11 protein-coding genes are annotated in these 12,198 nt (G+C 72.1%); 8 read left to right on the top strand and 3 right to left on the bottom strand.

What is annotated here, in order from left to right; translation table 11 throughout:
* Positions 1-68: 68 nt before the first annotated feature.
* Positions 69-1,472, top strand: a complete 1,404-nt coding sequence (locus ACH4U7_RS27330) for a dipeptidase (RefSeq protein WP_398530465.1) — start codon at positions 69-71, stop codon at positions 1,470-1,472.
* Positions 1,473-1,521: 49 nt separating this feature from the next.
* Entirely contained in the window at positions 1,522-2,457 is a 936-nt protein-coding gene (gene nudC, locus ACH4U7_RS27325) for an NAD(+) diphosphatase (RefSeq protein WP_398530464.1), read from the top strand.
* Positions 2,458-2,496: 39 nt separating this feature from the next.
* On the opposite strand, the gene ACH4U7_RS27320 is transcribed toward nudC, so the two are convergent.
* Positions 2,497-2,739 (bottom strand): mycoredoxin, encoded by a 243-nt coding sequence (locus tag ACH4U7_RS27320; protein WP_385620619.1) that lies wholly within the window; start codon positions 2,737-2,739, stop codon positions 2,497-2,499.
* A gap of 213 nt (positions 2,740-2,952) precedes the next feature.
* Here ACH4U7_RS27320 and ACH4U7_RS27315 point away from each other — a divergent pair, with 213 nt between their 5' ends.
* From ACH4U7_RS27315 to ACH4U7_RS27300, 4 genes are all read left to right on the top strand, one after another.
* Entirely contained in the window at positions 2,953-5,244 is a 2,292-nt protein-coding gene (locus ACH4U7_RS27315; RefSeq protein WP_398530463.1) for an ATP-dependent DNA helicase UvrD2, read from the top strand.
* Positions 5,245-5,385: 141 nt separating this feature from the next.
* Entirely contained in the window at positions 5,386-5,655 is a 270-nt protein-coding gene (locus ACH4U7_RS27310) for a hypothetical protein (RefSeq protein ID WP_385620625.1), read from the top strand.
* A 116-nt stretch (positions 5,656-5,771) separates the two neighbouring features.
* A complete protein-coding gene (locus ACH4U7_RS27305; protein ID WP_043486847.1) occupies positions 5,772-6,134 on the top strand; it encodes a WhiB family transcriptional regulator in 363 nt (120 codons plus the stop codon).
* Positions 6,131-6,442: a hypothetical protein gene (locus tag ACH4U7_RS27300; RefSeq protein ID WP_398530462.1), complete on the top strand. Its 312-nt coding sequence runs from the start codon at positions 6,131-6,133 to the stop codon at positions 6,440-6,442. Before ACH4U7_RS27305 ends, ACH4U7_RS27300 begins: the two co-directional genes overlap by 4 nt.
* Positions 6,443-6,615: 173 nt before the next feature.
* Here the strand turns inward: ACH4U7_RS27300 and ACH4U7_RS27295 are convergent, their stop codons facing one another.
* Complete coding sequence (locus ACH4U7_RS27295; protein WP_398530461.1) at positions 6,616-8,139, bottom strand: ABC1 kinase family protein; 1,524 nt, start codon at positions 8,137-8,139, stop codon at positions 6,616-6,618.
* A 76-nt stretch (positions 8,140-8,215) separates the two neighbouring features.
* A complete protein-coding gene (locus ACH4U7_RS27290) occupies positions 8,216-9,346 on the bottom strand; it encodes a TOMM precursor leader peptide-binding protein (RefSeq protein ID WP_398530460.1) in 1,131 nt (376 codons plus the stop codon).
* 353 nt (positions 9,347-9,699) lie between these two features.
* Between ACH4U7_RS27290 and ACH4U7_RS27285 the strand changes: the two genes are divergently transcribed.
* Entirely contained in the window at positions 9,700-10,323 is a 624-nt protein-coding gene (locus ACH4U7_RS27285; RefSeq protein ID WP_398530459.1) for a M48 family metallopeptidase, read from the top strand.
* A 107-nt stretch (positions 10,324-10,430) separates the two neighbouring features.
* Positions 10,431-12,191, top strand: coding sequence for a TerD family protein (locus tag ACH4U7_RS27280; RefSeq protein WP_398530458.1), 1,761 nt, complete (start codon positions 10,431-10,433; stop codon positions 12,189-12,191).
* The last annotated feature ends 7 nt before the right edge of the window (positions 12,192-12,198 follow it).

Here is a 12,198-nt window from a genome sequence, read left to right as displayed (position 1 = left end):
ACATAGCGGCAGCGGCCGTGCGCGGACCCCGGCCCTGGCACCCTCCCGGGCCGGATAGGCTCAAGTGCATGAGTAATACCCCGGACACGGACATCGCCGTCCGCGCCTACGTGGACGCTCACCGCGCCGCGTTCCTCGACGACCTCGCCGAGTGGCTGCGCATCCCGTCCGTGTCGGCCGACCCCGCCCGCGCCGACGACGTCCGGCGCAGCGCGGAGTGGCTGGCGGCGAGCCTGACCGCGACGGGGTTTCCGGTGGTCGAGACATGGCCGACGGCCGGGGCGCCGGCCGTTTTCGCCGAGTGGCCGTCCGGCGACCCCGACGCCCCGACCGTGCTGGTCTACGGGCACCACGACGTCCAGCCCGCCGCCCGCGAGGACGGCTGGCACACCGAGCCCTTCGAACCGACGGTCAAGGACGGCAGGCTGTACGCGCGCGGTGCGGCCGACGACAAGGGGCAGGTGTTCTTCCACACCCTGGGCGTACGGGCCCACCTCGCGGCGACCGGCCGTACCGCCCCCGCGGTCAACCTCAAGCTGATCGTCGAAGGCGAGGAGGAGTCCGGCTCGCCGCACTTCGCCGAGCTGATCCGAGCGCACGCCGACCGGCTCGCCTGCGACACCGTGATCGTCTCCGACACCGGCATGTGGTCCGAGGACACCCCGACCGTCTGCACCGGTATGCGCGGGCTCACGGACTGCCAGATCGATCTGCACGGGCCGGACCAGGACATCCACTCCGGCTCGTTCGGCGGCGCGGTCCCGAACCCGGCCACCGAGGCCGCCCGGCTGGCCGCCGCCCTGCACGACGCGGACCGCCGGGTGGCGATCCCCGGCTTCTACGACGGGGTCGTGGAGCTGACCGACCGCGAGCGCGAGCTGTTCGCCGAGCTGCCCTTCGACGAGGGCGCCTGGCTGCGCTCCGCGCATTCGCACGCCACGCTGGGTGAGGCGGGCCACACCACCCTGGAGCGGATCTGGGCCCGCCCGACCGCGGAGGTCAACGGGATCGGCGGGGGCTACCAGGGGCCGGGCGGCAAGACGATCGTGCCGTCGTACGCCCAGCTGAAGCTGTCGTTCCGGCTGGTGGCGGGCCAGGACGCGGACAAGGTCGAGCTGGCGGTGCGGGAGTGGGTCGCGGCCCGGATCCCGGACGGAATCCGCCATGAGATCACCTTCGGGAACGCGACCCGCCCCTGTCTGACCCCGCTGGACCACCCCGCGCTCCAGTCGCTGGCGCGGGCCATGGGACGGGCCTTCGGTACGAAGATCCGCTTCACCCGGGAGGGCGGCTCGGGCCCGGCCGCCGATCTGCAGGACGTGCTCGGCGCGCCGGTGCTGTTCCTGGGCATCTCGGTGCCCTCCGACGGCTGGCACGCGCCTAACGAGAAGGTCGAACTCGACCTGCTCCTGAAGGGCGCCGAGACGGCCGCGTACCTGTGGGGCGAATTCGCGGACAACCGGCCCGTGTAGCGCGTATGTATGTAAAGCACCCGTTTCTCAGGGGGAGTTGGAAGCAGCCGTGACCACCTGGACCGATCGCACCGCCGCCCAGCCGATCACGCTCAGCGGCGCGAGCGGTATCGACCGTGCCGCCCACCACCGCCTGGACGAGGCGTGGCTGGCCGCGGCGTGGAGCCACCCGACGACGCGGGTCTTCGTGGTCTCCGGCGGTCAGGCGCTGGTCGACGACACGCCCGACGGGCGCACCGAACTCGTGATGACCCCGTCCTTCGAGGCCCCGCCCACCGAGACCCACCGCTATTTCCTGGGCACCGACGACGACGGGGTGCGCTATTTCGCGCTCCAGAAGGACGCGCTGCCGGGCCGGATGGACCAGTCGGCGCGCCCCGCGGGGCTGCGGGAGGCGGGCGCCCTGCTGTCGCCGCGGGACGCCGGGCTGCTGGTGCACGCGGTGGCGCTGGAGAACTGGCAGCGGCTGCACCGCTTCTGCTCGCGCTGCGGCGAGCGCACGGTGATCGCGGCGGCGGGACACATCCGCCGCTGCCCGGCCTGCGGGGCCGAGCACTACCCGCGGACCGACCCGGCCGTGATCATGCTGGTGACCGACGATCAGGACCGGGCGCTGCTGGGCCGCCAGATGCACTGGCCCGAGGGGCGCTTCTCGACGCTCGCGGGCTTTGTCGAGCCGGGCGAGTCGATCGAGCAGGCCGTGGTCCGCGAGGTGGCGGAGGAGGCGGGCGTCACGGTCGGCGAGGTCGAGTATGTGGCCAGCCAGCCGTGGCCGTTCCCCTCCAGCCTGATGCTGGGCTTCATGGCGCGCGCGACCTCCTCCCGGATCCAGGTGGACGGGGAGGAGATCCACGAGGCGCGCTGGTTCTCGCGGGACGAGCTGCGGGCCGCGTTCAAGTCCGGCGAGGTGCTTCCGCCCTCGGGGATCTCGATCGCGGCCCGTCTGATCGAACTCTGGTACGGGGAGCCCCTGCCCCGGGCCTGAGCCCGGGGGCGGCTGGTGGGGCTGGTCCCTGGTGGGGGCTCAGCCCCCGATCTTCGCCTTGACCTGGGCGAGGGATGGGTTGGTGAGGGTCGAACCGTCGGGGAAGAGGACGGTCGGCACGGTCTGGTTACCGCCGTTCGCCTTCTCGACGAAGGCTGCCGACTCCGGGTCCTGCTCGATGTTGACCTCGGTGTACGCGATTCCCTCGCGGTCCATCTGGCCCTTCAGCCGGCGGCAGTAGCCGCACCAGGTGGTGCTGTACATCGTCACAGTGCCGGACATCGGTCTTGTCTCTCCTCGAGGTTCGGCCTCTCCGTGAGGCTCGGCGTGTTGGCAGTGGGAACGTCCGGGGTCCTTGCCGCATTCCCGCGGCGCGCATTCCCGCGACCGGCACTCCCGCGACCCCATTGATCCGACAAGCGGATGAGATGACCAAAAGGGCACGGCTGTGGACAACCGTCCCGGCGGTCTCAGCGGACCTGGCAGCATGGCGGGGTGACAGCAGCAACGCCCTCCCCTCTCTTCCCGCGGGTCTCCACGCCGGCCGAGTACGCGGCGGTTCCGCGCGACGCCGACGCGGTGCTCGAAGGGCTCGACCCGGAGCAGCGCGAGGTGGCCACAGCCCTGCACGGCCCGGTGTGTGTGCTGGCCGGGGCCGGGACGGGCAAGACCCGTGCCATCACCCACCGGATCGCCTATGGGGTGCGGGCGGGCGTCTTCCAGCCCGCGAGTGTGCTCGCCGTCACCTTCACCAACCGCGCGGCGGGGGAGATGCGCGGGCGGCTGCGACAGCTGGGCGCGGGCGGGGTGCAGGCGCGCACCTTCCACTCGGCCGCGCTGCGCCAGCTGCAGTATTTCTGGCCCAAGGCGGTGGGCGGCGAGGTGCCGCGTCTGCTCGAGCGCAAGGTGCAGCTGGTCGCGGAGGCCGCGGCGCGCTGCCGGGTCCGGCTGGACCGCAATGAGCTGCGGGATGTGACGGGGGAGATCGAGTGGTCGAAGGTCACCCAGACCGTGCCCGAGGACTATCCGGCCACGGCCGCCAAGTCCGGTCGGGAGGCCCCGCGTGACGCCGCCGAAATCGCCCGGATCTACGCCATGTACGAGCAGCTCAAGCGCGAGCGCGGGGTGATCGACTTCGAGGATGTGCTGCTGCTGACGGTCGGGGTGCTCCAGGAGCGGCATGACATCGCCGACCAGGTGCGCCGCCAGTACCAGCACTTCGTGGTCGACGAATACCAGGACGTCAGCCCGCTGCAGCAGCGGCTGCTCGAGCTGTGGCTCGGCGACCGGGAGAGCCTGTGCGTGGTCGGCGACGCCAGCCAGACCATTTACTCCTTCACCGGCGCCACCCCCGACCATCTGTTGAACTTCCGCACCCGGCACCCGGGTGCGACGGTCGTCAAGCTGGTTCGCGACTACCGCTCGACCCCCCAGGTCGTCCACTTGGCCAACGGGGTGCTGGCCCAGGCCCGGGGCCGGGCGGCCGATCACCGCCTGGAGCTGGTCTCACAGCGCGAGCCGGGGCCCGACCCGGTCTATACGGCCTACGCGGACGAGCCGGCCGAGGCCGAGGGGGTGGCCCGCCGGATCCGTGAGCTGATCACCCCCGTGGAGCAGGGCGGCGGTGGGGTCCCGGCGAGCGAGGTCGCGATCCTCTACCGGGTCAACGCGCAGTCGGAGGTCTATGAGCAGGCGCTGGCCGACGCCCAGGTGCCCTACCAGCTGCGCGGCGCCGAGCGGTTCTTCGAGCGCCCCGAGGTGCGCGAGGCCGGGCTGCTGCTGCGCGGCGCGGCCCGCGCGGGAAGCGCCGACCCCGCGCTGACGGACGCGGATATCCCCTCCCAGGTGCGGGCCGTGCTGGGCACCCGCGGCTGGACGCCGGAGCCCCCGGCCGGGTCGGGCGCGGTCCGTGACCGCTGGGAGTCCCTGGCGGCGCTGGTGCGGCTCGCCGAGCAGTTCTGCGCGAGCCAGTTGGCGGCGGGCCGGCAGGTCACGCTGGCCGATCTGGTGGCGGAGCTCGACGAGCGGGCGGCGGCCCAGCACGCCCCGACCGTCGAGGGTGTGACGCTTGCCTCACTGCACGCCGCCAAGGGCCTGGAGTGGGACGCGGTCTTTCTGGTCGGGCTCACCGAAGGCATGGTGCCCATCACCTATGCCAAGACCGATCCGCAGGTGGAGGAGGAGCGTCGGCTGCTCTATGTGGGGGTCACCCGTGCCCGCCGCCATCTGGCCCTCTCCTGGGCCCTCTCGCGCTCTCCCGGAGGCCGTGCGAACCGCCGCCCCAGCCGTTTTCTCAACGGGCTGCGTCCCGGCTCCGCGGCCCCCGCCCCCCGCACGCCGGGCGGGGCCGGCGGTATCGAGCGCGGCAGCGGCGGAGCGATCGCCCCGGTCCGTAAGCGGCGCGGCCCGGTGCACTGCCGGGTGTGCGGCAGGACGCTGACGGACGCGGGCGAGATGAAGCTGAGGCGCTGTGAGGACTGCCCCTCGGAGCTGGACGAGGCGCTGTACGAGCGGCTGCGGGACTGGCGGGCCGAGCAGGCCGGGCAGCTGGGCCAGCCCGCCTACTGCGTCTTCACCGACAAGACCCTGCTGGCGATTGCCGAGGCCGTACCGGGAACCGAAGGGGAGCTGTCGGGCATCCCTGGAGTGGGGAGGCGGAAGCTCGACAAGTTCGGCGCCGACGTCCTCGCGCTCTGCTCCGGGCGGGAACTCGCCCGGGCGGAGGGGGTCGACGGGATCAGTGGAAACGGTTCCGAAGAACCCGCGCGAAACTCGACGGAAAAATAGTTTGCGCGCGCGGAGCGCATACCCATAGCCTTCCGAGCACGGAGACAAGGGCCCTTCCGGGATCCGAGGAATCCGTGTTGTACTGAACAAGCCGGACCGGTTTCGAGTCGGTCCCTGAGACGCCGAGAGGAGGCGAGCCCAATGATCAGCTTCATGAACACCATCAAAATGACCGATCGTTCGGTCGTCGCCACCTGCCTGCTCGGCTTCGAGCTGCCTGGCACCGGTGTGTCCGCCGGCGCCAGTGAAGCACGTCTCAGCGAGCGACCGATCCAGGCACCTGCGGTAGCAGCAACGGCACGGGCAATTGCCTATGCCTTTGCGGCCAATGGTGCCGGATCCCGGAAGACGCAGCAGCACCACCAGAAGTGGGCCCTCCGCGGGCTTGGACCCTGGAGTTATCCAGCCTGATCCACGATCAGGTCGGCACCTTCCAGGGCCGCGGAACCCACACCGGGATCCGCGGCCCTTTTGATTTGCCAGCGTCCGGCCACCAGCCGGACCGAAAAGACGAGGAACTGACGACCGTGCAACTCAAGGCACACACGCCGTCCGTAGCTACCGACCTGATCCCCCCGCCTGACCCTTCGGAGGACTCCTTGACGCCGCTCACCGCCCTCACCGAGTTGGATGAGGCCATCGAGAACCTCGGTGTCGCCGTTCCGTGCCGCTCCTACGACCCGGAGGTCTTCTTCGCCGAGTCGCCGGCCGACGTCGAGTACGCCAAGTCGCTCTGCCAGACCTGTCCGCTGCGGGAGGCCTGCCTCGCCGGGGCCAAGGACCGCCGTGAGCCCTGGGGCGTGTGGGGTGGCGAGCTCTTCGTCCAGGGGGTCGTCGTCGCCCGGAAGCGGCCGCGTGGTCGCCCGCGCAAGAACCCGGTCATGGCATGAACACCACCGGAACGATCGATCGCCCCGCGACGCACGACCCGATGAAACAGGTCCCGACGATGACCCCGTCCGTCTCCGACACCCCAGCCCGTAACACCCCGGGTGCGACCGAGTCGCGCCAGAACAGGACCCGTGAAATGCAACTCATCCCAGAAGCCCTGGCCCGTGCGCATATGCGTGAACGACTGCACGAGGCCGAGTCTCAACGCAGCGCCGTCAGGCTGGCCGCCGCCCGGCGGATGCAGCGCCGTGCGGAGCGCGCCTCGCTCCGCGCCCGCCGCGCTCTGGCCATGGCGGTCATGCAGTAAGCGGCAACAGCAAGCGGCTGCAGGGGGACAGCCGCAATAGCGGGGAGATGCCGCAATAACAGGGGGGACGCCAGGGGCCGGTCCGATCGGACCGGCCCCTTCGGCTGCCCGCTCACGCTTGAATCCGGCCCACCCTTGAAAGGGGCAGGGCCCCGCCGAAGCGGGCGAGCGCGTCAGGCAGAAGCCTCGGCCGTCTTCTCGGGCGCCTTTTTGACGGCTTCCACGCCTTCCACGCCTTCCACGACCTCCGCTGCCGCCCCGTCCGCCCCGTCCGCCTCTTCGGTCCCTTCGGCATCGGCTTCGGTTTCTGCTTCCGGCGCTTCTTCTGCTTCGTCTGCTTCTTCTGCTTCGTCCTCGTATCGCTCGGCGAAGCCGGGCACCCAGTCCTCGAGCTCATTGCGCAGCCGCACCTCCGCGCCCAGCTGGCACAGCACCCCTATCGTGCTCAGGCAGACCCGGTGTATCAGCAGATAGGAGGGCGGCAGATTGAGCTGGTTGCCCAGCTCGTAGACCGGCGAGCGGCGATCCGCCACCCGCGCCGCCTGGCGGCGCAGCCACTGCCGGTCGAAGGTGAACTCGTCCACCTGGGCCGGCTCCAGCATCGGCAGCAGGAAGTCCAGCAGCGCGTCCGGGTCGAGCTCGATGGTCGGCTTGACGAACCCCTCGCCTCGCAACAGCTCATATACCCCCTGGGCGTCGCCTTCCAGCGCCATCCGCAGCGCGATGCCGATCGGCTCGGGAAGCCCCTCCGGGAGCCGGTCCATCGAACCGAAGTCCAAGACCCCCAGCTTCCACTTCTCCGCCGGTCCCTCCGGGGCGTCACCGGTCAGCAGCCGGAAGTTGCCCGGGTGCGGGTCGGCGTGGAGCAGCCCGGTGCGGAAGGCGCCCGAGAACAGGAAGCGCGCGAGCAGCTGTCCGGCCCGGTCCCGCTGCTCGGGGGTGCCGTCCGCTATCACCTCGGAGAGTGGTATTCCCTCCATCCACTCCGTGATCAGCACCTGATCGCCGTGGTGCACCACCTGCGGGACCAGCACATCCGGATCGTCGGCGTACTCCTCCGCATGGATGCGCTGGGCCTCGGCCTCCAGTTCGTAGTCCAGCTCCTCCGACACCCGGTCGCGCAGCTCGGCGATGAGCGGCTTGATGTCCAGGCCCGGCACCAGTGGCCCCAATACTCGGGCAAATCGGCTCAATTGGTTCAGATCGGAGAGCAGTGCCTCGCCTGCCCCGGGATACTGCACCTTGACCGCGACCGCGCGCCCGTCGTGCCACACCGCCCGGTGCACCTGCCCGATCGAGGCCGCTGCCGCGGGCTTGTCGTCGAACTCGGCGAACAGCTCGCGCCACTCAGGCCCCAGCCGCTGCTCCAGCGCCGTGTGGACCGTGCGGGTCGGCATGGGCGGCGCCGCCTCCTGGAGCTTGGTCAGCGCCGCCCGGTAAGGCCGGGCGATCTCCTCCGGCAGCGCCGACTCGAAGACCGACATCGCCTGGCCGAGCTTCATCGCCCCGCCCTTGAGCTCCCCGAGCACCTTGAACATCTGCTCGGCCGTGCGCTGCTGCACCTCGCGCGCGACGATCTCCGCCGGTCGTCCCCCTATCCGCTTTCCGAGCCCCCACGTGGCGCGCCCGGCGAATCCCAAGGGCAGCGCCGCCAGTTTGGCGGTACGGGTGATCGCCTTGCGCGGCAGATCTGACATGCGCCCCTCCAACTACAGCTGAGCCATTCCCGGGGGTGGCCCCCCGGACCCCCGTCGCCCACTTGGCGGACGTCGGTCACCCGGACATTGTCGCGTGCGGCGGTTCGACAACCGAGGCATATACCGCATCAGTCCGTCCGGCCGCACCACAGCCGCACTCCGCATGCGGCTCGATCCGCCGGGTGTCCCAGGTGAGAGTCGGCAGTGCCGCCTCCAGTCGGGCTCCGGCACTGGCCGGCAGCCGCCCGTCCAGAAACCCCAGCGCATGCACGGCAGTGACCCCCGCGACCACTGTGGCCAACGCGGTGTCGCAGGCCCAGGTGGGCCGGCGGCGGCCGGACCGCCACTGCGCGAGCATCCTCGGCCAGACCGGCTCCCGCTCGGTGCGCCTCATGGCGGCACACCCGGCGCACGGTGTGATCCCCGGCAATACGAGTGGCCCCACCACCCCCGTCGCCTCCAGGACTCCCGCATACAGATGAGGCGTCCCTGACGCCAACAGCGGCTCGGCCTCCGCCGGATCCGGTGCGTATGCCGCGAGCCCGTCGCGCGGGGCGATCACCACAAGGGTCAGCCCTGGCTCACCGGAGGCCGCCCCCGCCGCCGACCGGCGCGGTCGCGGACCCGGCGCCGCCTGCCGCACCAGGCCCCGTGCGGCCGCGTCCCGCCGCTCCCCGATCCGCTCGGCCGGCAGCCCACCGGGCGTCACATCCCATGGCTCGACACAGCCGCCGTCCACCACATCGACCTGCCCGACCCCTGAGGCCGACAACAGCGCCGCCACGGCCGCCCCGACCCGGCCCGCACCCCTCACCTGCACCCGCATCGCGCCCCGCGCCGCCAACAGCCGCGCCGCGGCCCCAGGCGCGGGACACAGCACCGACAGCGCCGCCAGATCGGGCCGCAGCCGGTCGAGCGCGGCGCCGCGGCGCCAAGCCGTGGCCGCCCACTCGCCGCCCTCCACCGGATCGTCCAGCAGACCGGCCGCCGTCAGCCGCTCCACCAGCGCGTCGGCCCGCCCCTCCGGCAGCCCCAAGGCCCTGGCCTCCTGCCGGAGCAGCGGCAGCCCGCGCGTCCCGTCCAGCAGCTCCAGAAAGCTGCCCGTCGCCGTGTCCACCGGCCCCAGCACCACCGCATGGGCCCGGGCCACCCCGAACTGCACGGTGTCCCGGCTCCGCCAGCCGCGCCGCAGCGCGGGCTTGAGCATCGGATGCGCCGTGCTCGCCGCCGCCCCCGTCGCCCCTGCCCTGGCCGTCCCCGCCCTGGCCGTCCCCGTCCTCGTCGTCTCCGCCCCAGTCGTCTCCGCCCCCGTCGTCTCCGTCCCCGTCCTCGTCGTCCCCGTCCTCGTCGTCCCCGTCCTCGTCATCTCCGCCCCCGTCATCGGATCCCCCTCGTCGTCGCCGAACTGCCCCCAGCATGCGCGGCCCCGTCACACCGCCGCCGAAAGTTATCCACAGCCCCGGGCGATAGTCGTACAAGCGGTGAACACCGTGGAGTGGTTCGCCCCGCAACCCGGTGCGCGGCGGGACTTCCCCGGCTGCCAGCGGGTAACGTCAAGGGGTGTCCGCCGACCGTTCCCCCCGCTTCGCCGGGGAGACCCCATCGCACAGCGCCGCCAGAACCTCACGCGGCGCCCAGGGCCCACAGAGCCGGGGCCCGGGCGCGGCCGATGTCGAGGTCCGCCGGAGCACACGGCGGCGCAGAACGGTCTCGGCCTACCGCGAGGGGGACCGCACCGTCGTCCTGATCCCCGCCCGTATGTCCGAGGCGGAGGAGCGGCGCTGGGTGGGGGTCATGCTCGACAAGCTCGCCGCGCAGGAGAGCAAGCGGATGCTCGGCGACGCGGAGCTCGCGGATCGCGCCGAGTGGCTGTCCGAGCAGTATCTGGGCGGGCGGGCGCGCCCCGCCAGCGTCCGCTGGGTCACCAACCAGAACACCCGCTGGGGGTCGTGCACCCCGTCCGAGGGCAGCATCCGCCTCTCGCACCGCCTCCAGGGCATGCCGGAGTACGTAGTGGACTATGTCCTCGTCCACGAACTCGCCCATCTGCTGGTGCCCGGCCATGGCGAGCGCTTCTGGCGGCTGTTGGAGTCGTATCCGCGGACCGAGCGGGCGCGCGGGTACCTGGAGGGCGTGGTGGCCGCGGGAAGGCTGCCGCACCTCCCCTCGGCCCCGCCGGAGTAGTCACTGGAACCACACCTCGCTCCCCGGCGTCGCTCCTTCTCAGCGGCAGCGGTTAGCCTGGCGCGCAATGCAATCTCCGCTATCGGGATGGGGGACGGTCGTTACGTATGGCCAGGGAATTCCAACGCGGCCACAAGGCCAAGCTCAGTGATCTGACAGCGGGGAGGGACCTGTACGTCGGCGTGCAGATCGCCGGGCCCGGTCTGACCTTCGACATCAGCTGCTTCGGCCTCGACGCGGACGAGCGGCTCTCGGACGACCGCTACTTCATCTTCTTCAACCAGCCCAAGTCCCCCGAGGAAGCGATTCAGCAGCTCGGGCCGCAGGCCGGGGACGCCGAGTCGTTCCGCGTCACCCTCGACAGCATCCCGTCGCATATCCACAAGCTCGCCTTCACCGCCACCATCGACGGCGCGGGCCAGATGTCCCAGGTCGGCCCCGGCTACATCCGGGTCGTCGCGGGCGGCGAGGAGGTGGTCCGGTACTCCTTCACCGGGGCGGAGTTCAGCACCGAGCGCGCCGTGATGCTGGGCGACTTCTACCTCAAGGACGTATGGCGGTTCGCCGCGGTCGGCCAGGGCTTCGACGGCGGCCTTGACGCGCTGCTGAAGAACTTCGGCGGTGAGGTCGCGGAGGAGGAGCCCGCCCCCGCCCCGGCCCAGGGCGCGGCCCCCGGCTTCGCGCCGCCCAGCCAGGGGGCCCCCGCCCCGGGCTTCGCGCCCCCGGCGGGCGCTGCCCCCGCCGCGCCGCAGCCCGCCCCGGACTTCGGCCCGCCGCAGCCCGCACCGCAGGCCCCGCAGCCCGCGCCCGCGCAGGGCTTCGCGCCGCCGCCCGGCAGTACGCCCCCTCCGTCGGCCCCCACCGCGCCCCAGGTGCACGCGGCGCCGACCATCGCCGCGCCGATCATGCCCCCCGGACAGGTGCCGCCCCCAGGCCAGGCGCCGCCGCCCGGACAGGTGCCGCCTCCGGGCCAGCCCGCCCAGTTCCCCGGCCAGCAGCCGCAGTTCGGCCAGACCCCGGGCCAGGCGCCTCCCGCCCCGGCCCCGTACGGCCAGCCGGGCCAGCCCGCCCCGTATCCCGGCGGCCAGCCGGGCCAGCCGCCGGTGAGCCCGTACGGCCAGCCGGGCCAGCCCGCCCCGTACCCCGGCGCCCAGCCCGGTCAGCCGGGCCAGCCCGGTCCGTACGGCCAGCCGCAAGGCGCCGCCGCCCCCGGTGTCCAGGCCGCGCTCGCCAAGTACCGCGAGGCGCCCACCGGCCAGCGCTGGACGCCGCAGAACCCGCGGCTCATCCGGGCCGACCTCGGCGTCGGCGGTCAGCCGATCCTGGCCCGCCAGGGCACGATGGTGCTCTACCAGGGCAAGGTCGACTTCAGCTACAAGGGCGCCGGTTTCCGCGGCCGGATCGTCGGCAACGCGACCGGCCAGGAGATGCAGCTGATGCGCTGCTCCGGCCAGGGCCAGGTCTTCCTCGCGGAGAACGCCGCCGAACTTCACCCGATCGAGCTCCAGGGCGACGCCATCTGTGTGTCCGCCGAGAGCGTGCTCGCCTTCGACGAGGGGCTGCACCACGAGGTGCGCCGGATCGAGGGCCACGGAATCCCCGGCGGCGCGCTGTTCACCATGCAGTTCCAGGGCACCGGGACCGTCATCGTGAAGACCCTGGGCACGCCCGTCGTACTGCCGGTCACCCCCACGACCTTCGCCGACGCCAATGCCATCGTCGCCTGGTCCGCCGCCTCGCAGGTGATCATCTCCAGCCAGGTGCGGCTGCGCCGCAACGCCTACCCCGGCCACAGCGGCGAGACCGTGAACCTCCAGTTCCGCGGTGCGCCCGGCAACTTCATCGTCGTCCAGCCCTACGAGGTCTAAAGGGACC

The sequence above is a fragment of the Streptomyces sp. NPDC020845 genome, from assembly GCF_044334165.1.
Taxonomy (GTDB): domain Bacteria; phylum Actinomycetota; class Actinomycetes; order Streptomycetales; family Streptomycetaceae; genus Streptomyces.
Note: the sequence above shows the minus strand (reverse complement) of the source record. Positions and strands in the feature narration are given on the sequence as shown.